The sequence below is a fragment of the Streptomyces sp. NPDC051940 genome (assembly GCF_040680895.1).
Lineage (GTDB): Bacteria > Actinomycetota > Actinomycetes > Streptomycetales > Streptomycetaceae > Streptomyces.
The window spans coordinates 51,616-77,647 of the sequence record NZ_JBFAXR010000025.1 but is presented as its reverse complement, the minus strand read 5'-3'; the positions used below and the strand labels follow the sequence as shown (position 1 = coordinate 77,647).

At 72.4% G+C, this 26,032-nt stretch carries 22 protein-coding genes; 12 read left to right on the top strand and 10 right to left on the bottom strand.

The annotated features are described in order from the left end of the window. Window positions 1-53: 53 nt before the first annotated feature. The 4 genes from AB0M28_RS13195 to AB0M28_RS13180 all read right to left on the bottom strand — a co-directional run bounded on the left by AB0M28_RS13195 (window position 54) and on the right by AB0M28_RS13180 (window position 3,795). The gene (locus tag AB0M28_RS13195) at window positions 54-749 is read right to left on the bottom strand and encodes a GntR family transcriptional regulator (protein ID WP_365402497.1); all 696 of its coding nucleotides are present in this window, start codon (window positions 747-749) and stop codon (window positions 54-56) included. Window positions 750-857: 108 nt separating this feature from the next. Beyond that, window positions 858-1,475, bottom strand: a complete 618-nt coding sequence (locus tag AB0M28_RS13190; RefSeq protein WP_365402494.1) for an LUD domain-containing protein — start codon at window positions 1,473-1,475, stop codon at window positions 858-860. Beyond that, on the bottom strand, window positions 1,472-3,001 hold the full coding sequence (locus AB0M28_RS13185) for a LutB/LldF family L-lactate oxidation iron-sulfur protein (RefSeq protein ID WP_365402491.1): 1,530 nt from the start codon (window positions 2,999-3,001) through the stop codon (window positions 1,472-1,474). Before AB0M28_RS13185 ends, AB0M28_RS13190 begins: the two co-directional genes overlap by 4 nt. Next, a complete protein-coding gene (locus AB0M28_RS13180) occupies window positions 2,998-3,795 on the bottom strand; it encodes a (Fe-S)-binding protein (RefSeq protein ID WP_365402489.1) in 798 nt (265 codons plus the stop codon). The genes AB0M28_RS13185 and AB0M28_RS13180 overlap by 4 nt, the downstream gene beginning before the upstream one ends. 130 nt (window positions 3,796-3,925) lie before the next feature. On the opposite strand from AB0M28_RS13180, the gene AB0M28_RS13175 reads away from it, so the two are divergent. Beyond that, a complete protein-coding gene (locus tag AB0M28_RS13175; protein WP_365402486.1) occupies window positions 3,926-5,167 on the top strand; it encodes a glycoside hydrolase family protein in 1,242 nt (413 codons plus the stop codon). 40 nt (window positions 5,168-5,207) lie between these two features. Here AB0M28_RS13175 and AB0M28_RS13170 read toward each other — a convergent pair whose 3' ends face one another. Continuing rightward, on the bottom strand, window positions 5,208-5,975 hold the full coding sequence (locus AB0M28_RS13170) for an FCD domain-containing protein (RefSeq protein WP_365402483.1): 768 nt from the start codon (window positions 5,973-5,975) through the stop codon (window positions 5,208-5,210). Window positions 5,976-6,237: 262 nt separating this feature from the next. On the opposite strand from AB0M28_RS13170, the gene AB0M28_RS13165 reads away from it, so the two are divergent. Then, window positions 6,238-8,052 (top strand): glycoside hydrolase domain-containing protein, encoded by a 1,815-nt coding sequence (locus AB0M28_RS13165; protein WP_365402480.1) that lies wholly within the window; start codon window positions 6,238-6,240, stop codon window positions 8,050-8,052. Window positions 8,053-8,087: 35 nt separating this feature from the next. After that, a complete protein-coding gene (locus tag AB0M28_RS13160; protein ID WP_365402477.1) occupies window positions 8,088-9,164 on the top strand; it encodes a peptidoglycan-binding protein in 1,077 nt (358 codons plus the stop codon). A gap of 115 nt (window positions 9,165-9,279) precedes the next feature. On the opposite strand, the gene AB0M28_RS13155 is transcribed toward AB0M28_RS13160, so the two are convergent. Beyond that, on the bottom strand, window positions 9,280-10,218 hold the full coding sequence (locus AB0M28_RS13155) for a GNAT family N-acetyltransferase (RefSeq protein ID WP_365402474.1): 939 nt from the start codon (window positions 10,216-10,218) through the stop codon (window positions 9,280-9,282). 148 nt (window positions 10,219-10,366) lie between these two features. On the opposite strand from AB0M28_RS13155, the gene AB0M28_RS13150 reads away from it, so the two are divergent. Beyond that, window positions 10,367-11,437 carry a serine hydrolase domain-containing protein gene (locus tag AB0M28_RS13150; protein ID WP_365402471.1) on the top strand — a complete coding sequence of 357 codons (1,071 nt, stop codon included), beginning with the start codon at window positions 10,367-10,369 and terminating at the stop codon, window positions 11,435-11,437. 49 nt (window positions 11,438-11,486) lie between these two features. Next, entirely contained in the window at window positions 11,487-12,455 is a 969-nt protein-coding gene (locus AB0M28_RS13145; protein ID WP_365402468.1) for a MurR/RpiR family transcriptional regulator, read from the top strand. Window positions 12,456-12,494: 39 nt separating this feature from the next. Here AB0M28_RS13145 and AB0M28_RS13140 read toward each other — a convergent pair whose 3' ends face one another. Next, on the bottom strand, window positions 12,495-13,403 hold the full coding sequence (locus tag AB0M28_RS13140) for an N-acetylmuramic acid 6-phosphate etherase (RefSeq protein ID WP_365402465.1): 909 nt from the start codon (window positions 13,401-13,403) through the stop codon (window positions 12,495-12,497). A 217-nt stretch (window positions 13,404-13,620) separates the two neighbouring features. Between AB0M28_RS13140 and AB0M28_RS13135 the strand changes: the two genes are divergently transcribed. The 6 genes from AB0M28_RS13135 (at window position 13,621) to AB0M28_RS13110 (ending at window position 20,033) form a co-directional block, all read left to right on the top strand. Then, a complete protein-coding gene (locus AB0M28_RS13135; protein WP_365402462.1) occupies window positions 13,621-15,450 on the top strand; it encodes an ABC transporter substrate-binding protein in 1,830 nt (609 codons plus the stop codon). 88 nt (window positions 15,451-15,538) lie between these two features. Next, window positions 15,539-16,531, top strand: coding sequence for an ABC transporter permease (locus AB0M28_RS13130; protein WP_365402459.1), 993 nt, complete (start codon window positions 15,539-15,541; stop codon window positions 16,529-16,531). A gap of 3 nt (window positions 16,532-16,534) precedes the next feature. Further along, window positions 16,535-17,437 carry an ABC transporter permease gene (locus AB0M28_RS13125; protein WP_365402456.1) on the top strand — a complete coding sequence of 301 codons (903 nt, stop codon included), beginning with the start codon at window positions 16,535-16,537 and terminating at the stop codon, window positions 17,435-17,437. Further along, entirely contained in the window at window positions 17,437-18,504 is a 1,068-nt protein-coding gene (locus tag AB0M28_RS13120; protein WP_365402453.1) for an ABC transporter ATP-binding protein, read from the top strand. The genes AB0M28_RS13125 and AB0M28_RS13120 overlap by 1 nt, the downstream gene beginning before the upstream one ends. Continuing rightward, window positions 18,501-19,514 (top strand): oligopeptide/dipeptide ABC transporter ATP-binding protein, encoded by a 1,014-nt coding sequence (locus AB0M28_RS13115; protein ID WP_365402450.1) that lies wholly within the window; start codon window positions 18,501-18,503, stop codon window positions 19,512-19,514. The genes AB0M28_RS13120 and AB0M28_RS13115 overlap by 4 nt, the downstream gene beginning before the upstream one ends. Window positions 19,515-19,601: 87 nt before the next feature. Then, complete coding sequence (locus AB0M28_RS13110) at window positions 19,602-20,033, top strand: PAS domain S-box protein (protein WP_365402447.1); 432 nt, start codon at window positions 19,602-19,604, stop codon at window positions 20,031-20,033. A gap of 98 nt (window positions 20,034-20,131) precedes the next feature. Here AB0M28_RS13110 and frc read toward each other — a convergent pair whose 3' ends face one another. Together frc and oxc are read right to left on the bottom strand one after the other, a co-directional pair. Next, the gene (frc, locus tag AB0M28_RS13105) at window positions 20,132-21,388 is read right to left on the bottom strand and encodes a formyl-CoA transferase (protein WP_365402444.1); all 1,257 of its coding nucleotides are present in this window, start codon (window positions 21,386-21,388) and stop codon (window positions 20,132-20,134) included. A 16-nt stretch (window positions 21,389-21,404) separates the two neighbouring features. Beyond that, a complete protein-coding gene (gene oxc / locus AB0M28_RS13100; protein WP_365402441.1) occupies window positions 21,405-23,168 on the bottom strand; it encodes an oxalyl-CoA decarboxylase in 1,764 nt (587 codons plus the stop codon). Between the two features lie 278 nt (window positions 23,169-23,446). On the opposite strand from oxc, the gene AB0M28_RS13095 reads away from it, so the two are divergent. Next, window positions 23,447-25,018 (top strand): FadD7 family fatty acid--CoA ligase, encoded by a 1,572-nt coding sequence (locus AB0M28_RS13095; protein ID WP_365402438.1) that lies wholly within the window; start codon window positions 23,447-23,449, stop codon window positions 25,016-25,018. Window positions 25,019-25,032: 14 nt separating this feature from the next. Here AB0M28_RS13095 and AB0M28_RS13090 read toward each other — a convergent pair whose 3' ends face one another. Further along, window positions 25,033-25,971 carry a LysR family transcriptional regulator gene (locus tag AB0M28_RS13090; protein ID WP_365402435.1) on the bottom strand — a complete coding sequence of 313 codons (939 nt, stop codon included), beginning with the start codon at window positions 25,969-25,971 and terminating at the stop codon, window positions 25,033-25,035. Window positions 25,972-26,032: the final 61 nt, after the last annotated feature.

Here is a 26,032-nt window from a genome sequence, read left to right as displayed (position 1 = left end):
GCCGGTTCACCGAGGGGTGATCCGGCCGGCGCTTCGCGCTGTATATGACCGGATCAGCCCTCGGTGAACCGGTCGAGCTGACGCTCCATGCTGTACGTGAGGTGTTCCGCCATCGCCTCGGCGGCCCGCTCGGGCTTGCGGCGCAGGACCGCGCGCATCACCCGCTCGTGCTCCATCAGCGTCGGGTCGTCGCTGTCCTGGAGGCTGCTGAGCCGGAACAAGTGCAGATGGGAGTGGAGCCGCTCCACCGCGTCCGCGAGCAGCGGCCGGTGGGCGGCCTGCGCGACGGCGTCGTGGAAGTGCTGGTCCAGGGCGGCGAAGTCGCGGTAGTCGGCGTACGGGCCGGAGGGGCCGGGGTGGGCCCGCATCGCCTCCAGGGTCGCCTCCATGGCGTCGAGCTGCGCCTCGGTGGCGTGCTGGGCGGCGAGCGCGGCGGCCCGCGGCTCCAGGAGCAGCCGCATCTCGAACAGCTCCACCACCCCCTGGCGGCTCAGCAGTTCGGTCGCCCGGTAGCCGGACAGCGAGCGCTTGACGACGAGTCCGTCGGACTCCAGCCGTGCCAGCGCCTCACGGACGGGCGTCGGGGAGACGTCGAGTGTGCGCGACAGCGCGTCGATGCCGACGCGGGCGCCGGGAGCGATCTCATGGTCCATGATCATGGCCTTGATGCCCTCGTACACGCTGTCGGACAGCGCCTGGCGCACCGGCGGCGCGCCGCCGTCGGACACTGACTGCCCGTGTGCCCCCATCCGGGTCCTCCGTCCGCGCTGGGCTGTCGGCCAGGGGCAGTCTAACCAGGCGATACGACGGCGGAGTCCCGTCCCCGGAGGCTTCACACGTGGTGGTCCGGGCTTTGTTCACGCATCGGTGCGGACCACCACCACGAGCGTGCGCGGGCCGTGTACGCCCTCCACCCGCTCCAGTTCGATGTCGGACGTCGCGGACGGGCCGCTGATCAGGGTCGTGGGCCGGCCGGGGACCAGGCGGGCGAGTGCCTCCGGGACACCCGTCTCTACGGTGGAGAGGTCGACCACGCACACGTGCACGTCGGGGACCAGGGTCAGGGCGCGGCGGCCCTGGTCGGCCGAACCGTCCAGGAAGATCGTCCCGGTCTCGGCGCAGCTCACCGCGGAGGAGGAGACGACCGCGTCGAGGTCGTCCAGTCGCGTGACGGGATCCGTCACGACCGTGCCCTCCCAGGCCGCGAGCCACCCCGGGTCCAGGCCGGCGGGAACGCCCACCCGGCGGGCGCCGAGGCCGGACAGGACGTCCGCCAGGGTGGCCGCCGTACCGGCCGCCGTGCAGGTGCGCAGGGCGGCCCGGTAGTCGAGGACGCGGTCGGTGAACAGGGCCAGGCGCTCGTCGTCGGGCAGCGTCCGGCCGCGCCGGTAGCGCCGCTCGACGGGCTGGGGCTGCTGCGGCGCGAGCGCCAGGGCGTCGCGGACGCGGCCGAGGACGGTTTCGCGGGCGGTCACTGGACGTCCTCCTGGGGGTCGTGGGGCGGGTGGGCACCGCTCGCCGCGGCCAGCGCCTGCTCGCCCTCCGCGGAGGCGAACCACTCGCGGAAGGTCTGCCGGGGCGGCACCGGGGTGTCCCTGCTGTCGCTCCAGCCGCTGAAGGGCGGGGGCAGCCGGGTGATCGTGCCGTCCCGCCCGCCGGCGATCCGGCCGAGCCGGGAGGCCCGCTGCGCCGCCGCGTACAGCTTCGGCCGCCCCAGCACCGCGGCTGCCGCCTTCATCGCGAGCCGCTCGACCCCCGCCGGGGCCTGCTCGGTCTTCTGATGACGCAGCTCCACCAGCAGCGACGGGATGTCGATCTTCACCGGGCAGGCGTCGTAGCAGGCGCCGCAGAGCGTGGAGGCGTACGGCAGCGAGGCGTTGGGGTCGTGCTTCACCGCGTCCATCCCGGCGAGCTGCGGTGTGAGCACGGCGCCGATCGGCCCGGGGTACGTCGAGCCGTAGGCATGGCCGCCGACGCGCTCGTACACCGGGCAGACGTTGAGGCAGGCCGAGCAGCGGATGCAGTTCAGGGCCTGGCGGCCCACGGCGTCGGCGAGCGCCGCGGTGCGCCCGTTGTCGAGCAGGACCAGATGGAACTCCTGCGGTCCGTCGCCCGGGGTCACGCCCGTCCACAGCGAGGTGTACGGGTTCATCCGCTCGCCGGTGGAGGAGCGGGGCAGCAGCTGGAGGAAGACCTCCAGGTCCGCGTGGGTCGGCACGACCTTCTCGATGCCCATGACGGTGATGAGGGTGCGCGGCATCGTCAGGCACATCCGGCCGTTGCCCTCGGACTCCACCACGGCCAGCGTGCCCGTCTCGGCGACGGCGAAGTTGGCGCCCGACACGGCGACGGGCACCGTCATGAACTTCTCCCGCAGGAAGGCCCGCGCGGTGGCGGCCAGCTCCTCGGGGGCGGAGCCGAGGTCCGCCGGCGCGCCGGGGATCTCCGCACGGAAGATCTCGCGGATCTCGTCGCGGTTGCGGTGGATCGCGGGCACCAGGATGTGCGAGGGCAGGTCGTCGGCCAGCTGCACGATCAGCTCGGCGAGATCGGTCTCGTACGGGGTGATGCCCTGGCTCTCCAGGTGCTCGTTGAGGCCGGTCTCCTGGGTGGCCATCGACTTGACCTTGATGACCTCGCGGCTGCCGGTGGCGGCGACCAGTCCGGCGACGATCGCGTTGGCCTCGTCGGCGTCCCGGGCCCAGTGCACGGTGCCGCCGGCTTCGGCCACCTTCTGCTCGAGCTGCTCCAGCAGTTCGGGGAGCCGGTTCAGCGCGTCGGTCTTGATCGCCGCGCCGGCGTCGCGCAGCTCCTCCCAGTCGGGCAGCTCGCCGGTGAAGGCCAGTCGCTTGGCTCGGATGGTGTGCGTCGCCTTGCGGAGGTTGCCGCGCAGCAGGTCGTCGCCGAGCGCGGCCTCGGCGGACCGGGGGAACGGCTGCTCCCCGCGGAGGCGGCCGGCCCCGTGGGGGGCGCGGGGCATACCGAGGAAGGTGGTGGTCATCGGGTGGGCTCCGGGAGGGGGTGGGGCGTCGCCGCGGCCTCCGTCAGCGCGTACGGCGACGTGCGGGTGGCGGCGAGGATCTCGGCGAGGTGGAGGGTGCGGGTGCCCGAGCGGATCCGCGACAGACCGCCGCCGATGTGCATCAGGCACGAGGAGTCGCCCGCGGTGCACACGGCGGCGCCCGTGGCCGCCACGTGGGTGAGCTTGTCGGCCAGCATGGCCGCCGACGTCGCGGCGTTCTTCAGCGCGAACGTGCCGCCGAAGCCGCAGCACGCGTCCGCCTCCGGCAGTTCGACCAGGTCGATCGCCTCGACGGCCCGTAGCAGGCGCAGCGGCTTGTCGCCGACCCGCAGCATCCGCAGCGAGTGGCAGGTGGGGTGGTACGTGACGCGGTGCGGGAAGTACGCCCCGACGTCGACCGTGCCGGCGACGTCGACCAGGAACTCCGCCAGCTCGTACGTCTTGGCGCTGACGGTCTCGACCCCGTCGCGCAGGGCCGGGTCGCCGTACCGGTCGGCGACGATCCGGTGCTGGTGCCGTACGGAGCCGGCGCACGACGCGGAGGGCATCACGACCGCGTCGATGGAGCGGTCGCCGAACTGCTCGGCGTAGTTCCGTACCAGGGGCACGGGTTCGCGCTGGTACCCGGTGTTCACGTGCATCTGCCCGCAGCACGTCTGGCCGGCCGGGAACACCACCTCGTGGCCGAGGCGCGCAAGAAGCAGCGCGGTCGCCTTCACCGCGTCGGGGAAGATGGTGTCCCCCAGACAGGTGGCGAAGAGTCCGATGCGCATACGAGGCCTCCCACAGCGGTCGATCTATGGTCTGACCATATAGGCCGCCGCCGAATGTCGAAAGACCTGAACAAAGAAAGGTCAGACCAAACTCTGTGCAAGAGCGCACCCGCTGCATAAGGTCCCGATCATGAGACGTCAACACAACGCCGTGTCGGCCTCCGCAGCCCCCGCTCCGGAGCCGGCCCACCTGTCCCGCCGCGGGCTGATCGCCCGGGCGGCGGCCGGCACCATCGGCCTGATGGCAGGTCCGGGGCTCGCCCTCCCCTCGGCGCACGCCGCCACGGGCTCCGCCTCCGGCCTCACCGTCGAGGACCTCGACTTCCAGGCCGCACTGAAGCCGGTGGATCCCGAGCAGGGCATCTTCGGTGTCGACGACACCTACGTGTGGTGCGGCACGCCCATCGCCAACCCGTCCGGCGGCTACTACCTCTTCTACTCCCGCTGGCCGCACGGCTCCGTCGGGCGCGACCCGGCCACCGAGGGCTCCCTGTTCTTCGGCTTCAGCGGCTGGCTGAAGTACTCCGAGGTGGCCGTCGCCTGGTCGCCGAGCCGGCGCGGCCCGTACCGGCATGTGCGCACGCTGCTCACGGGGACCGGCGACGAGTCGCGATGGGACCGCTTCTGCGCGCACAACCCGCACGTGCGCCGCTTCGGCGACCGCTACTACCTCTACTACATCGCCAACAACCCGCTGAACACGCCCGAGCCGTGGCTGTCCCAGCAGCCGACGACCTGGCTGCGCTACCACGCGGGCCAGCGCATCGGCGTGGTCGTCGCGGACAGCCTCGCGGACCTCGTCGAGGGCCGCGGCCGCCGCAGCGAGCACCCCATCGTGGCGCCTGACTACGTCAACACCTTCCAGATGGTGGTGAACCCGTCGGTCACCACCATGCCGGACGGCAGGTTCCTGATGACGTACAAGACGTGGAACGCCGCGAAGGCGTACGTCAACGTGGTGGCGATCGCGGAGTCCCCGGAGGGTCCCTTCGTCTACCAGGGCGTCGCGCTGGAGAAGGAGCTGCAGGCGGAGGACCCCTACGTCTGGTACGACGGGGAGCGCGCCCGGTTCTTCGCGATCGTCAAGGACTACTACGCGGGTGCCGACCGGACCAAGGCGCTCACGCCGCAGTTCGGCGCGCTGGGCCTGGTCGAGTCGACGGACGGGCTCAAGTGGCGGCCCGCCGCGAACCCGGTGGTGTCGCTGCGCACCCTGCGTCTGTCGACGGACGAGACCTGGACGCTGGAGCGGCTCGAACGCCCGCAGCTCCTGCTCGGCGAGGACGGCGTCCCGGACATGCTGCACGCGGCGATGAGCGTCGGCCCGCCGGCCGACGGCACCCAGAACGTGGCGATTCCGCTGCGCTTCTGACGGGTCGTACGAAACCGGCCCGCCCCTCGCGGGGGGCGGGTCAGCCCTGGGGGTCCGCGGTCTCCGCCGAGGACGCGTCCGCGGTCCCCGCCGGGCGTGCGAGGGTGCCGTGGAAGCCGCGGATGTGGCGCTCCACCAGGGCCGCCGCGGCGGCGCCGTCGCCCGCGCGGATCAGCCGCAGCAGCTCGGCGTGCTCGGCGTTCAGGGCGGCGGCGGTGCGCTCCCAGTCCCCGGCGGCCTCCTCCGCCTGGAGGATCAGGGTGCGCACGGACTCCCGGACGGCGGAGGTCAGCGTCGAGACCAGATGGTTCCCGGAGCTGCGGGCGATGAGCACGTGGAAGGCCGTGTCCAGGTCGTTGAACCCGGCCACGTCGGAGGCGGCCTCCTCCATCCGCGCCAGCATCGCGTCGGCCTCGGCCAGGTCCTCCTCGGACGCCTGCCGGGCCGCGGCCTCGACGCTGGAGCGCTCGAGGACGATCCGGGCCTCGAGCACGTCGTCGACGCTGTAGCTGCCGAGGGCCAGGTGCAGCCGCAGCACCCGCCCGAGGGCGTCGTCGGGGTTGCGCACGATCCGGGCCCCCGCGTCCGGCCCCCGCCCGACCTGCGAGACCAGCACCCCGATGCCCTCCATCACCCGCAGCGCCTCACGCAGCGCGGGCCGGCTCACCCCGAGCGTCGGCGCGAGCTCCCGCTCGGGCGGCAGCCGGTCACCGGCCTTGAGCCGCCCGCTGAGCACCTGCTCCTCGATGGCTTCGAGCACCAGCTCATGGGTCCGCGCCTGCCGCACGGGCTGCCAGTCGGTCGTCATGGGAAGGTCCCCCCGGTCAAAGGCGCGGCGCGGACGGAAGGAACCGCACTCCCCGGCATCCTAACTATGGTCTGACCACAAACAGCCCAGCCTGTGCGCCGCCATCCGGCACCGACCGCTTCGACAGGCGGATCGTCAAAATTTTTCGTCACAGGGTAGTGCGCTGCAACTAACTTACCCATTAGCTTCGTTGGCGCTGCCAGGGGGCTTCACACAAGGCGCAGCGATCCGACCATCCTTCGCAGGTTGCATCAGGAGTGTCATGAACCTGTCCATGATCTCGCATGCCCGCAGACGCCGCGCGACCGGCGTGCCGACCACGCTGGCCGCGCTCACCGCCGCCGTACTCACGGCCCTCTCCGCGCCCGCACAGGCGGCGTCCGCACAGGCGGCAGGTGCCGACGCGGCACCCGGCGGTCCGGCCCTCAGCCGGGACGTCTCCTTCCACGGCTACCAGCTCCGCGTCCCGGCCGGCTGGCCGGTCGTCGACCTGGCCGAACACCCCGACACGTGCGTGCGCTTCGACCGCCACACCGTCTACCTCGGCCACCCCACCGACGCCGGCCAGGCCACCTGCCCCGCCGGGCTCGTCGGCCGCACCGAGGCGCTGCTCGTCGAGCCGTTGGACGCCCGGGGCAGGGCGGCGGTCGACGCGTCCACCCGGATCGCCCCCGCCGGCTCCGCGACCGCCCCGGCCACCGCGCCGCGCGGCGAGCGGGCCGGACTCGTCCGCCAGGCCGTGCCCGCGGCCGGGGTGCTCGTCACCGCGACCGCCGGCTCGGACGCCGCCACCGTCCAGTCCGTGCTGGACAGCGCACGGCTCGGCGCGGACGCCAAGTCCGTCCGGTTGGAGGCCGCTTCCGGCGACGGCTCGGGCACCGCGGCGGTGACGGAGTCGGTGAGCGTGCAGCCCGGCACGTACACCGGTCTGGGCTTCGACCCGTGCGCCGCGCCCTCCACCTCCCAGATGTCCGCGTGGGCGGCCTCGCCCTTCCGCGCGATCGGCGTCTACATCAGCGGCATCTCCGCCGCCTGCGCCCAGCCGAACCTCACCTCCTCCTGGGTGGGCACGCAGGTCGCGAACGGCTGGCACATCCTGCCGATCCACGTCGGACTGCAGGCGCCGTGCACCGGGTTCGGCCACCGGGTGTCGTACACCCTGAGCACCGCCGCGAGCCAGGGCCGCACCGAGGCCCAGGAGGCCGTCGCGGCGGCGGGCGGGCTGGGGCTGCCGGCGGGCAGCGTCCTCTACAACGACATGGAGGGCTACGACCAGACCAACGCGGCGTGCAGCGACGCGGTGATGACGTTCCTCTCCGCCTGGACCGACGAACTGCACGCGAACGGCTACCTCTCGGGCGTCTACTCCTCCGCCGCCTCCGGCATGGCCGACCTGGCCGCCGAGTACACCCGGGGCGTCTACACCAACCCGGACCACATCTGGTTCGCCCGCTGGAACGGCGCGAACGACACCGACGCCAAGCCGTACGTCCCGGACGCGTACTGGGCCGACCACCAGCGCGTCCACCAGCTCAGCGGCGACACGGACGAGACCTGGGGCGGGGTGACGATCAACATCGACCGGGACTACCTCGACGTGGACCCGGGCCCGTACACCACCCCCGGGGTGTGCGGCGCCACGCTGGACTTCGCGCTCTACACCGCGATCTCGTCCGGCTCCTCGGGCTCGCTGGTGAGCGCCGCCCAGTGCCTGCTGCTGCGCCAGGGCCACTACACCGGCGCGGTCGACGGATCGTACGGCGCGGCGACGGCCGCCGCGGTCCAGTCGTTCCAGAGCGCCAAGGCCCTGCCCGTGACCGGCGCGGTCGACGCGCACACCTGGACGGCGCTGCTGGCCGCGGGGACCACGCCGACGCTCCAGCAGGGCTCGAGCGGTGAGGACGTCAAGCGGCTGCAGCGGGCGCTGATCGCGGCGCGCGGCCAGACCCTCACCATCGACGGCGACTTCGGTCCGGCGACCCTGACCGCGGTCAAGGCCTACCAGTCCGCGCAGGGCCTCGGATCCGACGGCGTCGTCGGCCCCCTCACCTGGGCCGCGCTGCAGGCCGGCAAGTGACCCGCGTCCGCACGCACGCCCAGGAGAGGAGAACCATGGTCAGACAACTGACGCCGCGGCGGACCGGCCGCGGTCTGGCCGCCGCCCTCGCGGCCGGTGTGCTGGCGCTCACCGCGTCTGCCCCGGCCTCGGCGACCACGGCCCCGGCCCGGATCCAGCTCGTGTCGTCCGACTGCCCCGGCACCGTCCAGCAGGGCCAGATCGGCGGCTGCGTCACGGAACTGCAGACGCTGCTGACCCGCGACGGCGCCGCACTGACCGTCGACGGCGACTTCGGTCCGGCGACCCTGGCCGCCGTCAAGGCCTACCAGACGGCGCACGGCCTCGGGGCCGACGGTCTGGTCGGCCCCGCCACCAAGGCGGCCCTGTACTACGAGGACCCGACGGTCCGGATCGACCTGCGGTCCCTGCGCTGCCCGGCCGCGCTGGAGGCGAACGAGAGCGACGGCTGCGTCACCGAGCTGCAGACCAGGCTCAACGCGGCCGGCGCCTCGCTCACCGTGGACCACACGCTGGGCTCCGCCACCACCGGCGCGGTGAGCGCGTTCCAGTCCGCCCACGGCCTGCCGGCCACGGGCGTGGCCGATCCTCCGACGAAGGCCGCGCTGTACGGGGATCCGGCGCCGCAGCAGCCCGCCGACCTCGGCTCCGGCCGGTACGCGGCGATCGTGGACTACGCCCAGCAGGCCGTCGGCCAGGACATCCAGTACGTGTGGGGCGGCGGCCACCAGGACGGGGCCTTCTCCTTCGGCCCGTCGATCGGCATCTGCGACGGCTACGGCGGCGCGATCACGCCGTGTCCGGCGGACCACGAGGTCGGCCTGGACTGTTCGGGGCTCACCCGCTGGCTCTACTGGCGCGCGGGCGCGGGCGACATCGGGCAGACCACCCGCGACCAGGTGGTCAACCCCCGGCTGACGCAGGTCACGGCGGCCGCCGCCGTTCCCGGGGACCTGGTGTACTTCGGCAGTTCGCCGGCGACCGTGCACCATGTGGGCGTCTACATCGGCGGCGGGATGATGGTGAACGCCCCGTACACCGGCGTGTACGTCCGGCAGGACACCGTGGCCTCGCACTCCGACCTGCTCGGGTACTACCACCTGGCGGGCTGAGGTACGAGGACGGTCAGGGCGGGGCCCGTGCCGGGATGGTCCGGTGCGGGCCCCGCTGCTGCCGGGCGGGACCGCTCGGAGCCGGCGTGCGCCCCGCCGCCGTCGTACGGCCTGCTCAGAGCTGCTTCTCGTACGGCCAGAACACCCGGCCCAGCGTCGCGTCCACGCCGCGTGCGTAGAAGTGGATCGGGTCGGTCCAGCCGATCTCCGCCTCCGCCAGCCCCGCCGCGCGCTGGTCGGCGAGACACCGGCGGAGCAGGACGGTGCCGATGCCGAGGCCACGCTCCGCCGCCTCCGTGCCCATGGGGCCGAACCAGCTGCGGCGGTTGACCCCGTGACAGGCGAAGCCGACGTACTCCGGGGCGCCGCCGTCGCCTTCACGCACCGCGACATGGCCGCGCGGCGTCCGGTGGGCGAGGGCGCGCTCGGCCTCTCCCGCCCAGGAGCCGCCGAACCGGGCGATCCAGTCGAGCAGCCCCAGCCCGGCGTCGTCGGCCGCCATCCGCCGCACGGTGACTCCGGCTGCCGCGAGCCGCTCGACGTCGGCTTCGGTGTCGAGCGGCGCGGTCGCCAGGTCGACGTGCATGTTCAGTCCCTCGGGCAGCCGGGTGTAGCCGCTGGACGCCAGCAGGCACACGGCCCGGGTGTAGCGGATGTCGACGCCGGGCCACGCATAGGCCGGGGGGCGGCCGCGCACCAGCAGGCGGGTGGCGCCGGCGGCGGTCAACTCCTGCTCCAGACGCGTCAACAGGGCGCGTCCGATGCCGCGGCTCTGCGCGTCGGGGTGTACGGCGACGAGGTCGAGGAAGCCGGTGGCGGGCCGCTCGCCGGTGGCCGGGCGGAGGTGGCCGAGGGCGGTTCCGAGCAGGTCGCCGCCGGAGTCCGCGACGAGGCGCAGGCCCGGGTGCCCGCCGTCCTGGTCCCACAGCAGACGCAGGACGTCCGGCGCGTCCGCGTCGTGGACCAGCGCGGCGGCGGCGAGGGCAGTCAGCGCGGGGAGGTCGTCCTCGGCCGCGGTGCGCAGGGTCGGGAGAGAAGCGGGGGGCGGTGCCATGCCAACTCACCTCTGGGTCGGTCTTGTCGGACCGGGAAGCCGTGTTCGTAATCGAGTCACAACGCGTCCCGGTGTTGCGTTGGAAAATTACCAGCGGAAGGATCGTCCCGGCAGTACCGTGCAGTCCCCGATCCCGGAAGGCAGTGCCTTGACCCCCGATCCCGTCGACATCGTCCGCAGCGCCGTCGAGGACGGCACCGTCCCCGGCGCCGTCCTGGCCACCGGGCAGGGCCCGGACGGCCCGGTCACCACCGCCGCCTTCGGCGTCCTGTCCGAGGGCCCCGACGGCGGCCCGGTCACCGAGGACACGGTCTTCGACCTCGCCTCCCTCACCAAGGTCACCGCCACCACGCCCGCCGTGCTGCGGCTGGCCGACGAGGGGGCGCTCGGTCTGGACGACCCGGTACGGCGCCACCTGCCGGCGTTCCGCGGCGGCGACAAGGACGGCGTGACCGTACGGCAGCTGCTGGCGCACTGCGCGGGGCTGCCGCCGCACCGCGACCTCTGGCAGCTGCCGGGCGGCCCCGGCCGGCGCCTGGACGCGGTGTACGCGGAGCCGCTGGAACACCGTCCCGGCACGGTGGTGCGCTATTCGGACCTCGGATTCATCCTGCTCGGCGAGCTCGTCGCCGAGGTCTGCGCACAGCCCCTGGACACGGCCGTCGCGGAGCTGGTGCTGGACCCGCTGGGCCTGGCCGCGACCGCCTACCTGCCGCCCGCGCACTGGCGTGAGCGCACGGCCGCGACCGAGGCGCGGCCGGGCGGGGAACCCCTCCGCGGCGCCGTGCACGACGAGAACGCCGAGAGCCTGGGCGGTGTCGCCGGCCACGCGGGGCTCTTCGGCACCGCCGGGGACCTGGCCCGCTATCTGCGGGTGTGCTGGCTGTCCGAGGAGTCCCCGCTCTCCGCGGGGATCCGGGCCGAGGCCCTCGCCTCGCAGACCGCGGGCCTGGACGGGGTCCGCGGCCTGGGCTGGGCGCTGCCCGGCGACGTCTGGGACCACATGTCGCCGCACTGGCCGGCGACCGGCGCCGGGCACACCGGCTTCACCGGCACCAGTCTCGCCCTCGACCCGGTCAGCGGGATCTGGGTCGTCCTGCTCACCAACGCCGTGCACTACGGGCGCGGCGCACGCGCGAAGGCTCTGCGCCGTACGCTGCACGCGGCGGTCGCCCAGCGGGCGGCGAACAGGGCGCCGTCACGGCCCGCAGTGCCCTGATTTGCGCAACTCGGCGACGGGGATCCCGACGAACTCGTAGAATTCCCACATGGCCAACGCGTCCAGCCGTCGCCGCAGAGGGGGCGACGACACCCCCCAGCAGCCCGCACCGGAGCACAAGCCCGGCCCTGACCAGGAGCGTTCGACGATGCCGCCGAGCGTCCTGGTGCAGATCCGTGCCCTGCTTCCCTCGCTGCCGCCGTCGGAGCGACGGGTGGCCGAGGCCACGGTCGCCGATCCGGTGGGTGTCGCGGGCCTGACGATCAGCGAGCTCGCCTCGCAGTGCGACACCTCCGAGACCACCGTGATCCGCTTCTGCCGCGCGGTGGGCCTGAAGGGCTACCCGGAGCTGCGGATCAAGCTGGCCGCCGCGGGCGGGAGCGAGGACCTGGGCGGCCCGGCCTGGTCCAGCGCGGGCAGCGAGATCGGCCCGGAGGACTCGCTGGCCGACATGGTGGGCAAGCTCGGCTTCGCGGACGCCCGGGCCGTGCAGGAGACCGTCGCCCAGCTCGACCTCACGGTGCTGGAGCGGGCCATCGACGAGGTGCTGCGGGCCGGTTGCATCGACCTGTACGGGGTCGGGGCGAGCGCCCTGATCGCCCTCGACCTGCAGCAGAAGCTGCACCGGATCGGCTACCGGGCGACGGTGTGGTCGGACGCGGACGGCGCGCTCACCTCGGCGGCGCTGCTCGGCCGCGGCGATCTGGCCATCGGCGTGTCGCACACGGGCACCACCACCGACACGGTGGCGGCGCTGGCCGAGGCGTCCGAGAACGGCGCCTCGACCCTGGCCATCACCAACTTCCCGCTCTCGCCGATCGCCGAGACCGCCGACATGGTCCTCACCACGGCGGCGCGGGAGACGGCGTTCCGCACCGGTGCGATCTCCAGCCGCATCGCGGCGCTCACGGTGGTGGACTGCCTGTTCGTCGGCGTGGCACAGCGCAACCACGGCCGTACGACGCGTGCCCTGGAGCGCACCTACGCGGCGGTGCAGCGGCGGCGCGCCCCCAAGTAGCCCGCGTCAACCACCCGCCGGGCGCCCGGACAGCCCGGGTCAGCGTGCCGCGCGCACCGCGGCCCGCACCCGTCCGCCGTTCGCGGCCAGCGCACCGCGCGCCTGCTCCGGTGTGACGTCCGCGAGCAGGCCGACCAGTGCCGGCTTCAGCTCCCCGTCCGCGGCGGCGAGCGCGGCGGCGCAGGTCCCCTCGTCCAGGCCGGTGGCCTCCACCAGGATGGTCAGCAGCCTGCCGCGCAGCTTGGCGTTGGTCGCGGTGACGTCGACCATCAGGTTCGAGTAGGTACGCCCGAGCGCCACCATCACGGCGGTGGACAGGCTGTTGAGGACCAGCTTCTGCGCGGTCGCGGCCTTCAGCCGGGTGGAGCCCGCGATGGCCTCGGGCTGGGTGTCCAGGCCCAGGTGCACGTCCACCTCGCCGGCCAGCGGCGCGTCGGGGTTCGCGCTGACCAGGGCGGTGAAGGCGCCGCGCGACCGGGCGGCGCGCAGCGCCCCGGCGACGTAGGGCGTGCGGCCGCTCGCGGCCAGCCCGACCGCCACGTCCCCGCCGCCGACGTCCGCGGCGTCGGCCGCGCCGGCCGCCGCGCTGTCCTCGACGCCCTCGACCGGCTCGATCAGGGCGCCCGGACCGCCCGCGTGGTGGGCCACGACCACGCCCGGCGGCAGGCCGAAGGTGGGGATCAGCTCGGCGGCGTCCATCACGGCGATGCGCCCTGAGGTGCCGGCGCCGAAGTAGTGCACCCGGCCTCCCGCCCGCAGCCGGCGCGCCGATTCGTCGACGACCCGGGCGAGTCGGGGCAGGACCTCGGCCACCGCCCGCGCGGGGATGCGGTCCTCGGCGTTGAGCAGGCGCAGCACCTCGAGTGTGGGCAGGTCGTCGATGTCGAGGGTGCGGGGGTTGCGGCGTTCGGTGGGCACGTCGACACGGACCGGGAGCGGCGGGTGCATCGCGGGTTTCCTCTCGGCGGAGGGGCGGGTGAGGCGACTGCGGGACAGCGGAGCTCACTTGAGGCGTGCGGCGGTAAGTTACGAGATTGCTTTCAGCAACGCAACTCATTGACATCTACAGCCAGTCACTCCTACGGTCTGGCTCACTCGCTCAGAGCGTTCACCTCCGCTTCATCCGCCTCCCCCATTTCCTGTGTGCCGATCGGAGCCCACGCGCATGGTTCGGTTCAACCATCTCGTCGCCGCCTCAGCAGCCCTCGCGGCGCTGGCCGGTCTCACCGCCTGCGGACCGGACAACGGTCCCGGCAGCGCCAGCCACCAGGCGGGCGTCTTCACCACCGTCGACGCCAACAACCCGATTACGCCCGGCGCTCCGATGAACCCGTTCAACGCCAACGGCAACAGCTTCCTGGGTTACAACAACTTCCGGCTGGGCTGGGAGAAGAAGAACCCGCTCAACACCAACGACGCCTTCCCGGGGCTGGCCGCGAGCTGGGAGGAGAAGGGCGACTCCCTGGTCCTGCACATGCAGCCCGGCGCCAAGTGGTCGAACGGCAAGCCCGTCACCGTCGACGACATCCGCATGTCGATGGCCATCGCGCTGACCCAGGGCAGCGCCGCGGTCGGCGCCGGCGGCCTGAGCGAGGGCCTCAACGTGGCCTCCGTGGAGGAGACCGGCAAGAGCACCATCGAGGTCAAGCAGGTCTCCGGCACGCACAACCTGACCTTCGTCAAGCAGGTGCTGGGCCAGTCCATCGTGTCGGCCGAGGTCTACGGCCACCTGGTGCCCGCGGACGTCTGGGACACCATCCACGCGAGCCAGAACCTCGACCCGTCCGCCGCGGCGGACGCCCAGGCAGCCGTCGACAAGCTCACCGAGACCGGCAAGGCCATCGCCGCCTTCAACCCCAAGAAGGACGTCTCCGCGGGACCGTTCGTGGTCGACCGGATGAGCCCCGGTTCGGTCGTCCTGGTCAAGAACAAGCACTTCTACGCCGCCGACAAGATCGACCCGGCGAAGGTGGTCATCCGCCACTACTCCGGCAACGAGCAGATCTGGGGGTACATGAAGAACGGCGACCTGGACGCCGCGCCCTTCACCGCCATCCCCACCAACGTGCTCAAGCAGATCGAGAAGAAGGGCTACCAGCGCATCGAGGGCGTCTCCTACGTCCAGGCGTCGCTGGCGTTCAACCAGAGCCGCGCACCGTACGACAAGAAGGAGGTGCGCCAGGCGCTGGCGTACCTGCTGGACCGCGACGCCGTCACCAAGGTCGGCCAGCCGGTCGGCGGCAAGGTCGCCGCCGCTCCCACGGGCATGGTCGCCAAGGCGACCGCGACCTGGCTCGCGCCCGACCAGATCTCCTCGCTGGAGCCCTACGCCCACGACGAGGCGAAGGCCGCCGAGCTGCTGAAGGGCGCGGGCCTGACGCAGAAGGACGGCAAGTGGTACCTGCCGAACGGCAAGCAGTGGAAGATCACACTGCAGACCGTCAACGGATTCAGCGACTGGGTCGCGGCCTCCACGGTGATAGCCAACCAGCTCACCTCGTTCGGCATCGAGACCAAGGCGCAGCTGTCGGCCGACTTCGGCAAGTACCAGACCGACATGGCCGCGGAGAAGTTCGACGTGGGCTGGTGGCTGACCGCCGTCGGCGCCAGCGCGCGGCAGGAGTTCCAGCGCCTGTACGGCGAGAGCAACGGCTTCGTCGCCAGCGGCGACAAGGTCACCCACACCGACAAGAAGGGCTCCGGCAACTGGATGCACGGCGCGGTGACCTCCACTGTCGACGGGCAGTCCGTCAACCCCGGTGAGCTGACCGCGAGCCTCGCCGGCCTGGACAACGAGGCCGCGAAGGGCGTCATCCTCCAGCTGGCCAAGGTCACCGACCAGGAGGTGCCGGTCATCCCGGTCTGGGACTACACCAACGTGAAGTTCAACCTCGACAAGACCTTCACCGACTTCCCGAAGACCGGGCAGGACGACCTGCTCGCCCAGCCGCCCGGCGTGTGGATGGCCCTGGGCTTCGTCAACGCCAAGGACTGACCCCCGAATCCGGGTCACGGGACGGGGCGGCCATCCCCCGGCTGCCGCCCCGTCCCGTGCCCCCACCACTGGAAAGGAGGTGAGGGACGTGCAGGCGATCGCCCGCACCGTACTTCTCAAGCTGGTCCGCGGGGCGCTGATGGTCTGGGCCGTGGCCACGTTCACGTTCTTCCTCGTCCACGCCCTGCCCGGCGATCCGGGCGGCGTGGCCTACGAGGGCTACATAGCCCAGGGCCTCAGCCCGCAGGAGGCCAAGGCCAAGGTCGCCCTCATCTACGGCTTCACCTCGAAGGACCCGGTGGTCCGCCAGTACGCCGACTATCTGGGCGACCTGGTGCACGGCGACCTCGGGGTGTCGATCTCCTACAGCGGGGTGACCGTCTCCTCGGTGATCGGCAACGCGCTGCCCTGGACCCTGATCCCGATCCTCACCGGCCTGCTGATCAGCTTCCTGATCGGTGTCTCCGCCGGCGTGGTCGCCGCCGTGCAGCGCTCCTCGCGCTGGGGCGGGGCGCTCAGCCTCTCCGCGTCCGTGATCGCCGGGATCCCCTCGTTCGTGCTGGCGATCCTGCTCACCACGGTCTTCTACACCAATCTGGGCTGGCTGCCCTTCGGCGACACCTACTCGCTGGACGTCGAGCCCGGCTGGAACACCCCGTTCATCGGCTCGCTGGCGTACCACGCGATCCTGCCGGTGGCCACGTACGTGCTGATCTCCTACGGCGGCTGGCTGCTGTCGATGCGCTCCAGCGTGGCGTCGGTCCTCGGCGACGACTTCATCCTCGCCTCCGAGCTGCGCGGCATCGCCCCCCGCACCCGGCTGCGCTACATCGGCCGCAACGCGATCCTGCCGCTGTTCACGACGCTCGCCATCGCGTGCGGCTATCTGTTCGGCGGCGCGATCCTCATCGAGAACGCGTTCAACTACCCGGGCCTGGGCCGGTTGCTGCTGGAGAGCATCGGCTCCCGCGACTACCCGCTGATGACCGGCGCGTTCCTGCTGATCACCATCGCCGTGGTGATCGCCAACATCCTCGCGGACCTGCTGTACTCCGTGATCGACCCCCGAGTGAGGCGCTGAGAGATGACCACCGCCACCCTCACCGAGACGGGCGCCGCGGCGGCGTCCAGGCGCGCCCGGGTACGGGCCGTGCGGCGGGTGCTGACCCGCAAGCCCGGCCGGATCGCGGGCCTGTCCATCCTGGTGTTCTTCGTGCTGCTGGGCACGTTCGGCCCGATGTGCTATCCGGACCAGCTGACGATCGACCCGGACGCCGTCTACCAGGCGCCGAGTTCCGCGCACTGGCTGGGCACCGACTTCGCGGGCGCCGACGTACTGCAGGCCACCGTCGTGGGTTCCCGCTACGTGCTGCTGACGTGTGCGCTGGCCGGCCTGTTCGCCGTGGGCCTGGGCACCGCCGTGGGCCTGCTCGCGGGCTTCCACCGCGGGCTGCCCGACAGCCTGCTGATGCGTGCCACGGACTTCGTCCTCACCATCCCCGGACTGCCGGTGCTGGTCGTGCTGAGCACCATCTGGGCCTTCAGCAGCCCGCTGGAGATGGGCCTGGTGCTCGGCATCGTCGGCTGGGGCGGCATCGCCAGAGCCGTCCGCTCCCAGGTGCTGAGCCTGCGCGAACGCGGCTTCCTGGAGGCCGCGCGGGGACTCGGCCTGCCCAGCCGCCACATCCTGCTGCGCGAACTCCTGCCGAACATCGCGCCGTACGTGGCGATGCACCTGCTGCTGGCGGTCATCGGCTTCGTCGAGGCCCAGGTGGGCCTGTTCTTCCTGGGCATCGTGCCGTTCAGCACCACCAACTGGGGCGTGATGATCAACCAGGCGGTGTTCTCCGGCGGCGCGCTGCAGAGCCCCGAGGCGCTGTTCTACCTGCTGGCGCCGCTGACCTGCATCCTGCTCCTCATCATGGGCGTCGTCCTCTTCCTCGACGCGATCGACGAGCTGTTCAACCCGCGGCTGAGGGAGCGCTGATGACCGCCACACCGTCCACCGGCACGTCCGTCCGGACGCCCGCCTCGGCCACCCGGCCGGCCGAGGTGCGCGTGAGGGACCTGGAGGTCCACTACCGGGTCGCCGGCACCGACCACCGCGCCGTCGCCGGCGCCTCGCTCGACCTGCGCCGCGGTGAGATCACCGGGCTGGTGGGCGAGTCGGGCTCCGGGAAGTCCACGCTGGCGCTGGCGCTGATGAACGCCATCCCCGAGCCGGGGCGCATCACCGGCGGCGCCGTGCACGTGGACGGCGTCGGCGACATGACCGCGCTGCGGGGCAGGGAGCTGCGCGCCGTCCGCGGAGCCGAACTCGGCTACGTCTTCCAGGCGTCGCAGAACTCCATGAACCCGCTGACGACCCTCGGCAGGCAGATCCTCGACCTGGGCCGCTCGCACCGCGTCAAGGACCTCCCCGCGCTGCTGCGCCGCGCCCGCGAACTCGCGGAGCTCATGGGCCTGGACGGACAGCGCGTGCTCGACTCGTACCAGCACGAGCTGTCGGGCGGCATGCGCCAGCGCATGGGCATCGTCTTCGCGCTCGTCCTGAACGCCCGGGTGCTGATCCTCGACGAGCCGACCACGGCGCTGGACATGCTCTCCCAGTCCGCGGTGCTGAGGATCATTCGCCAGGTGCACGACGAGCACAACCTGAGCACGCTCATCGTCACCCACGACATGGGCGTGGTGTCGGAGATCGCCGACAACCTCGCGGTGATGTACGGCGGCCGGATCGTCGAACACGGCCCGACCCTGGACCTGCTGCGCCGTCCCGCCCACCCCTACACCCGGGCCCTGATCGGCGCCACCGCACGCGTCACCGGGGACACCGCCGCCGCCCGCGCGCTGCCCGGCCGCCCGCCGGACCTCACCACGATCCCGCGGACGGGCTGCGTGTTCCGCGAGCGGTGCGCGTTCGCGATGGACGTGTGCGCCGAACTGGTCCCGGTCCTCACCGAGTCCGCTCCGGGCCACCGGCACGCGTGCCACGCGGACGCGGCGACGGTCGGATCCGCCACCCCCACCGCCCCGAAGGGAGCCACGCCGTGATCGAGGCACGCGGCATCACCCGCAGCTACCGGACCCACGGCGCGTTCACCGGCGCGCGCACCGTGCACGCGCTGCGCGGCGTGGACTTCACCCTGCCGGAGGGCGGCGCGATCTGCTTCATCGGCGAGTCCGGCTGCGGCAAGACCACCCTCGGCAAGATCCTCACCGGCATCGAGACCTTCGACGGCGGCGAGCTGACCGTGGACGGCGTCCCGCTCTCGGCGCTCAGACCCGGCAGGCGGGCCCCGTACTTCCGGCGGATCCAGATGATCCACCAGGACCCGTACTCCGCCCTGAACCCGACCCGCACCATCGAGCAGATCCTCGAGGCCCCGCTGCGGATGCGGGCCAGGGAGACGGGCGCCTCGACCGCCTCCGTACGGACCCGGGCCGCCGAACTGCTGGACCTGGTCGGCCTGGAGCCGGAAGGGGTGCTGCCCAAGTACCCGCACCAGCTCTCCGGCGGTCAGCGCCAGCGCGTCGTGATCGCCCGCGCGCTGACCGTCGACCCGGAGGTCCTGATCGCCGACGAGGCGGTCTCGATGATCGACGTGTCGCTGCGCCTGGGCATCCTCGGCCTGCTGCGCGACCTGCGCACGCGCCTGGGCATCTCGCTGGTGTTCATCACGCACGACGTCGCCACCGCCCGCTATGTGGGAGACGGGGCCGAACTGCACGTCATCTACCGGGGCGAGGTCGTCGAGCACGGCCCGGTGGACGAGGTGATCCAGGCCCCGGTGCACCCGTACACCCAGTGCCTGCTCTCGGCCATCCCGGTCATGCGGGGGCTGGAGGAGCCGGGCCCCGACCGGTTCGCCCCGCTCGCCCCGCTCGACGAGCGGGTCCGGACGAACGGCTGCCTGTTCGCCCCGCGTTGCCCCTTCGCGGACGACAGGTGCGCGGAGCAGCGTCCGGCCCTGGAGGCGTCCGGCGACAGCTCCCGCGCCGCGTGCTTCCACCCCGCGCCCCGGCGGGTCGTGGGCGTGGAGATCGAAGCCTCGGCCGTCTGACCGGGTGCACCACTTCCCCACCGAACGGATCCTGTATACAGTCTGCACGAACGACGCTCGTACGCACGGAAGTTGTCCGGAGGGAACATGACGCAGCTGGACCTGGACCCCGAGGTGATACTGGGCATGTCGGCCCAGGCGCCCGACGGCATCATGATCATCGACAGCGCGGGCCTCATCCGCTACTGGAACAAGGGCGCGGAGCGGATCTTCGGCTTCACGGCCGAGGAGGCGGCCGGCCGGAGCCTGGACGTGATCATCCCGGAGAAGCACCGCACGCGGCACTGGGAGGGATTCGACGCGGCCATGGCCCGCGGCACCAGCCGCTACGGGGAGTCCGACGTCCTCGGCGTCCCCGCGCTGACCGCCGACGGGCGCCGTATCTCCATCGAGTTCAGCGTCGTCCTGCTCACCGGGCCCGACGGCAGCGCGTACTGCGGGGCGGTCGTCCGTGACGTCACAGCACGGCGCGAGCGGGAGCGGGAGCGCATGCAGCGGCGGGCCGGGGCCACCATCTGACCTCACCGCGTACGTGAGCACCTGGAAGACAACGCATGTGAGCACATGAAGAAGCGGTCGCACTCTACACAGTGCGACCGCTTCTCCGTTCCCACGCGTCAGACGATGACGCCCGACTCCTTCAGCCGGCCGATGGTCTGCTCGTCGTAACCCAGCTCGACCAGCACCTCGGAGCTGTGCTCACCGAGCAGCGGGGCGCCGGTGACCTCCGGCTTGAAGGACGAGAACTTCACCGGGCTGCCGACGGTGAGGAACGTGCCGCGGCCCTTCTGCTCGACCTCGACGACCGTGCCGCTGCGCCGCAGGTCCTCGTCGTAGGCGATCTCCTTCATGCTCATCACCGGGGCGCAGGGGACCTCCCACTCGCGCAGGATGTCCACCGCCTCGTACTTCGTCTTGTCCGCGAGCCACTTCTCGATCTCGGCGAAGATCTCGAAGATGTGCGACTGGCGGGCCCGGGCGGTGGAGTACCCGGGGTCCTCGGCCCACTCCGGGTGGCCGATGGCCTCGGCCGTGCGCTTCCAGTTCTGCTCCTGGACGGTGAAGTAGATGTACGCGTTCGGGTCGTCCTCCCAGCCCTTGCACTTCAGCACCCAGCCGGGCTGGCCGCCGCCGCCCGCGTTGCCGCCGCGCGGTACGACGTCCGTGAACTCGCCGTTCGGGTACTGCGGGTACTCCTCGAGGTAGCCGACCTTCTCCAGGCGCTGCTGGTCGCGGAGCTTGACGCGGCAGAGGTTGAGGACGGCGTCCTGCATGGAGACGGAGACCTTCTGGCCCCTGCCGGTCCTGTTCCGGTCGATGATCGCGGTGAGGATGCCGATCGCCAGGTGCATCCCGGTGTTGGTGTCGCCGATCGCGGCACCGGAGATGGTCGGCGGGCCGTCCCAGAAGCCGGTGGTGGAGGCGGCGCCGCCGGCGCACTGGGCGACGTTCTCGTAGACCTTGAGGTCGTTCCAGGAGGACTCGCTGTTGAAGCCCTTCACGGAGCCGAAGATCAGGCGCGGGTTGAGCTCCTGGATGCGCTCCCAGGTGAAGCCCATCCGGTCCAGGGCGCCCGGGGCGAAGTTCTCGACCAGGACGTCGGCGCCCTCGATCAGCTTCTCCAGGACCTCCTTGCCCTCCGGGGTCTTGGTGTTGATGGCGAGGGAGCGCTTGTTGCTGTTGAGCATGGTGAAGTAGAGCGCGTCCAGGTCGGGGTCGTCGCGCAGCTGGTTGCGGGTGACGTCGCCGCCGGCGGTGCGCTCGACCTTCAGGACGTCGGCGCCGAACCAGGCGAGCATCTGCGTACAGGCCGGACCGGCCTGGACCCCGGTGAAGTCGATCACCTTGATTCCGGCGAGCGGCTTTTCACTCATGATTGACTGCTTCCTCTCAGTTCTTCGCCGGCGTGATGTTGCCGACCGTGATGCCCTTGGGGTTGAGGTGCGAGATGTGGCCGCTCTCGGTGCCGGCCGACGGGTCGATGACGCAGTCGATGAGCGCCGGGCCGCCGGCCGCGATGGCCTCGGTGAGGGCCGCGGTGACCTCCGCGGGGGTGGTGGCGCGGTAGCCCTTGCCGCCGAACGCCTCGATCATCAGGTCGTGGCGGGCGGCGCCCATCAGGGTCGTGGGCGAGGGCTCGTCGTCGTACGGGTTGGCGTCGTCGCCGCGGTAGACCCCGCCGTTGTTCATGATCACGGTGATGACGGGGAGCTTGTAGCGGCAGATCGTCTCCAGCTCCATCCCGCTGAACCCGAAGGCGCTGTCGCCCTCGACGGCCACGACCGGCGCGCCGCCCCCCTCGACGGCCGCGGCGATCGCGTAGCCCATGCCGATGCCCATCACGCCCCAGGTGCCGCTGTCGAGGCGGTGGCGCGGTACGTGCATGTCGATGACGTTGCGGGCGATGTCCAGGGCGTTGGCACCCTCGTTGACGAGGTACGTCTCGGGGCGGGCGCGGATGACGTCCCGTACGGCCTTCAGCGCGCCCATGAACTGCATGGGGTGCGGGTCCGCCTCGAGCTTCTTCGCCATCTTCGCGACGTTCTGCGCGGAGCGGGCGCCGAGCTGCTCGCGCCAGGCGGCGGGCGCCTGGATCTGGCCCGGCTTGGTCCGCTCGGCGAGCGCGTCGAGGACGGACTCGATGTCGCCGACCAGCGGCGCGGCGATCGGCTGGTTGCTGTCCATCTCGGCGGGCTCGATGTCGACCTGGATGAACTTCGCGTCCGGGTTCCAGCCCCGCTCGCCGTGGCCCAGCAGCCAGTTGAGGCGGGCGCCGACCAGCATGACCACGTCGGCGCTCTTGAGAGCCAGGGAGCGGGCGGTGGCGGCGGACTGCGGGTGGTCGTCGGGCAGCAGGCCCTTGGCCATCGACATCGGCACGTACGGGATGCCGGTGGACTCGACGAAGGCGCGGACCTTGTCGTCGGCCTGCGCGTAGGCGGCGCCCTTGCCGAGCACGATCAGCGGCCGTTCGGCGCTCGCGAGGAGGTCGATCGCGCGGTCCACGGCGTCGGCGGCGGGCAGCATGCGCGGCGCCGGGTCGACGAGGCGGCTGAGGGTCTTCGCGCCCTCCGCCTCGTCCATGATGGCGCCGAGGACGGCGGCGGGGATGTCGAGGTAGACGCCGCCGGGCCGGCCGGAGATCGCGGTGCGCAGGGCGCGGGCGATGCCGCGGCCGATGTCCTCGATACGGCTGACGCGGTAGGCCGCCTTGACGAACGGCTGGGCGGCGGCGAGCTGGTCCATCTCCTCGTAGTCGCCCTGCTTGAGGTCGACGAGGTGGCGCTCGCTGGAGCCGGAGATCTGCACCATCGGGAAGCAGTTGGTGGTGGCGTTGGCGAGGGCGACCAGGCCGTTGAGGAAGCCCGGCGCGGAGACGGTGAGCGCGATGCCGGGCTTCTTGGTGAGGTAGCCGGCGATGGCGGCGGCGTGCCCGGCGTTGGACTCGTGACGGAAACCCACGTAGCGGATGCCCTGGGCCTGGGCGAGGCGGGCGAGGTCGGTGATGGGGATGCCGACGACGCCGTAGATGGTTTCGACGCCGTTCATCTTCAGTGCGTCGACGACCAGGTGGTACCCGTCGGTGAGCCCGGTCGTCGCGTCGGCGGCTGCCGGGGTCCCTGCGGCGTTCTCAGCGGGCGAGGGGGCGGTCATGGTCCGAGTTCCTCCTTGGGCGGGCCTGGCCGGTGCGGCTTCTGTTCCCACCTTCGGCAGCCCGTGCGGCGGCGTCCAAGACCCATCGGCGACCAGCTGATAAACAACGTCTATCGAAGGCTCGCGGGAGCCCTGGAAGCGGCTCTGACCTGCCGCGATGTGCTTGATAAGCGGCCGCTATCGGTTGTTCCGCAGTGCGTATTGGACGTGCGGGCCCGCTCGCCGCACGCTCGGATCTGCTGTATCGGAACCGGTCTTTGGCGTGGGAGGTGGAAGGCATGGCCACGTCGGCCTCGGCATCCGTGCGCGGCGCGCAGACGTACCGCCCGGTGACGGTCACCGGCCTCGCCGGTCTCCTCGACGCGCCGGTACGGGAACGGCCCGACGCCCGCGCCCTCGTCGCCGGCGGCGAGCGGACGGCGCTGAGCTACCGGACGTTGCACGCGCACACCGGTTACGTCGCCGCCCGGCTCGCCGGGGCGGGGCTGCGGCCCGGGGACGTGGTGGGGCTCGTGGCGCGCAACACCGCCGAGTTCGTGGTCGCGTTGCTGGGCGCCGCGCGGGCCGGGCTGGTGACGGCGCCGCTGGACCCGGACCTCGGGGAGTCGGACCTGCGGCTCAGGGTGGCGGAGGTCGGTGCGCGGGCGGTGATCGCGGCGCCGGGGGTGCCAGCCGCCGACCAGGTGCCGCGGCCGGGCGTACCGGTCGCCGACTGGGTGCTGCGGGTGGACGGGGAGAACGCCGGGCTGACCGGGGCGGCCGGACCCGACCGGAAGCCCCCGCCGGGCCTCGCGCCCGACGACGCGCTGATCCTGTTCACCGCGGGCACCACCCGGCGCCCCCGCATGGTGCCGCTCACGCACTCCAACATCGCCGCCTCCGTCCAGGGCATCTGCACGTCGTACGAGCTGGGCCCGCGCGACGCCACCGTGGCCGTGATGCCGTTCTTCCACGGGCACGGCCTGTTCGCGACGCTGCTGGCCACGCTGGCGAGCGGGGGCTGCGTGCTGCTGCCGGCGGCCGGGCGGTTCTCGGCGGCGGCGTTCTGGGACGACCTGCGCGCGGCCCGCGCCACCTGGTTCACGGCGGTGCCGACGATCCACGAGACGCTGCTCGACTGCTCGGGCGCTCAGTACCCGGCGCCGCTGCCGCCGCCCCTGAGGTTCGTACGCAGCTGCAACGCGCCGCTCAACGCGGCCAGCCAGCGCGCCCTGGAGCGGACGTTCGGCGCACCGCTGCTGTCGGCGTACGGCATGACGGAGTCCGCCCACCAGATCGCCAGCGAACCGCTGCCCGCACGGGGGCCGCTGAAGCACGGCTCGGTGGGACGGGCGACGGGGGTGCGGCTGCGCGTCGTGGACGAGGCGGGGCGCCGGTGCCCGCCCGGGGTACGCGGCGAGGTGTGGGTGCGCGGCGCGGCGGTGACCCGCGGCCACCTGCCCCGGCCGGGCGCCGGCAAGCGGGAGTTCGCGGACGGCTGGCTGCGTACCGGGGATCTGGGGTCGCTCGACGAGGACGGCTATCTGTTCCTCGCCGGGCGCATCGAGAACCTCATCGTGCGCGGGGGCCGCAAGATCTCACCCGAGTACGTGGAGGATGTCCTCACCGGGTGCCCGTCGGTCGCCGAGGCGGCGGTGTTCGCCGTGCCGGACGAGGTCGGCGGACAGCGGGTCGGGGCGGCCGTGGTCGTACGCGGGGAGGAGTGCGCGGGGCCGGAGGAGATCCTGCGGTACTGCCGCGGACGCCTGGCCGCCGCCGCGGTCCCGGAGCGGATCGTGCTGGTGCCGTCGCTGCCGAGGACCGCGCAGGGCGGCCTGGACCGGCTCGCGGTCCGGGACCGGTACGCGTGACTGCGGCCGGCTGGTCATCGCCCCCGGATGTCCGCCGCCGCCGGCAGCGGCTGTTCGAAGACCTCGTCCAGACTGAGCCCGGTGGCCGCGCCGACGAACGCCCGCGCCGCCACCGACCCCGGCGTGCCCGCGTGGATGGCGACCGACACCTGGGCGCCGGCCTCCGGGTCGACCAGCGGCAGCGCCCGCGTCCGGCCGATCACCGGCATCGCCCGCAGCCAGGTGTGCGGCACGATGCTCGCCCACTCCCCGCCACCCACATGCGCGTACAGCGAGGCGATGGAGTCGGTCTCGACCTGCGGGGTCACCGTCAGGCCCTGGTCCGCGAAGACCTTGTCGACGATCTGCCGGATCCGCATGTCGGGGGTGAGCAGCGCGAGCGGCAGCTGCGCCGCGTCCGCCCAGCTGATGCTCCCCGCAGTGGACTTGAACTGGTCGTCGGACACCAGCAACAGGTACCGCTCCTGGTAGAGCGGCACGACCTGCAGCCCCTCCTGGTCGTCGGGCGCGAAGTGGGCGATGGCGACGTCGAGTTCGAAGTCGCGCAGCTGGCGGTGCAGTTCCTTGGTGGACAGCCGCGAGCGCACCTGCACCTTGGCCAGGGGGTGCGCGGAGCAGAACGCGGCCACCGGCAGCGCGAGCGTCGTGGACGCCGTCGGGTCGGTGCCCAGGCGCAGCGTGCCCGTGACGCCCGACTGCACGGCGGCCACCTCCGCCTTGAACGCCTCCTGCTCCGCGAGGATCCGCTTCGCCCACACCACCAGGCGCTCGCCCTCGGGGGTGAGCCCCTGGTAGTTGTGGCCCCGGTTGATGAGGGTGACGTTCAGCTCGCGCTCCAGCTTGGCGATGGCCGCCGACAGCGCCGGCTGGGAGACGTAGCAGGACTCCGCGGCGCGGGCGAAGTGCCGCTCGCGGGCCACCGCCACGAAGTACTCCAACTGCCTGAACAGCATCTACGGCTCCTCGTTCCCCGGGGCCACCCCCGCCCGCGTGATCTTCCGCAGCGTTCCCCAC

Coding starts and splice junctions, on each gene's coding strand:
- AB0M28_RS13175 (WP_365402486.1), top strand. CDS start 3,926: ATGAGACGTCAACACAACGCCGTGTCGGCCTCCGCAGCCCCCGCTCCG.
- AB0M28_RS13135 (WP_365402462.1), top strand. CDS start 13,621: ATGGTTCGGTTCAACCATCTCGTCGCCGCCTCAGCAGCCCTCGCGGCG.
- AB0M28_RS13120 (WP_365402453.1), top strand. CDS start 17,437: ATGACCGCCACACCGTCCACCGGCACGTCCGTCCGGACGCCCGCCTCG.
- AB0M28_RS13180 (WP_365402489.1), bottom strand. CDS start 3,795: ATGCGCATCGGACTCTTCGCCACCTGTCTGGGGGACACCATCTTCCCC.
- AB0M28_RS13195 (WP_365402497.1), bottom strand. CDS start 749: ATGGGGGCACACGGGCAGTCAGTGTCCGACGGCGGCGCGCCGCCGGTG.
- AB0M28_RS13140 (WP_365402465.1), bottom strand. CDS start 13,403: ATGCACCCGCCGCTCCCGGTCCGTGTCGACGTGCCCACCGAACGCCGC.
- frc (WP_365402444.1), bottom strand. CDS start 21,388: ATGAGTGAAAAGCCGCTCGCCGGAATCAAGGTGATCGACTTCACCGGG.
- AB0M28_RS13185 (WP_365402491.1), bottom strand. CDS start 3,001: ATGACCACCACCTTCCTCGGTATGCCCCGCGCCCCCCACGGGGCCGGC.
- AB0M28_RS13125 (WP_365402456.1), top strand. CDS start 16,535: ATGACCACCGCCACCCTCACCGAGACGGGCGCCGCGGCGGCGTCCAGG.
- AB0M28_RS13145 (WP_365402468.1), top strand. CDS start 11,487: ATGGCCAACGCGTCCAGCCGTCGCCGCAGAGGGGGCGACGACACCCCC.
- AB0M28_RS13165 (WP_365402480.1), top strand. CDS start 6,238: ATGAACCTGTCCATGATCTCGCATGCCCGCAGACGCCGCGCGACCGGC.
- AB0M28_RS13155 (WP_365402474.1), bottom strand. CDS start 10,218: ATGGCACCGCCCCCCGCTTCTCTCCCGACCCTGCGCACCGCGGCCGAG.
- AB0M28_RS13110 (WP_365402447.1), top strand. CDS start 19,602: ATGACGCAGCTGGACCTGGACCCCGAGGTGATACTGGGCATGTCGGCC.
- AB0M28_RS13095 (WP_365402438.1), top strand. CDS start 23,447: ATGGCCACGTCGGCCTCGGCATCCGTGCGCGGCGCGCAGACGTACCGC.
- AB0M28_RS13160 (WP_365402477.1), top strand. CDS start 8,088: ATGGTCAGACAACTGACGCCGCGGCGGACCGGCCGCGGTCTGGCCGCC.
- AB0M28_RS13090 (WP_365402435.1), bottom strand. CDS start 25,971: ATGCTGTTCAGGCAGTTGGAGTACTTCGTGGCGGTGGCCCGCGAGCGG.
- oxc (WP_365402441.1), bottom strand. CDS start 23,168: ATGACCGCCCCCTCGCCCGCTGAGAACGCCGCAGGGACCCCGGCAGCC.
- AB0M28_RS13170 (WP_365402483.1), bottom strand. CDS start 5,975: ATGACGACCGACTGGCAGCCCGTGCGGCAGGCGCGGACCCATGAGCTG.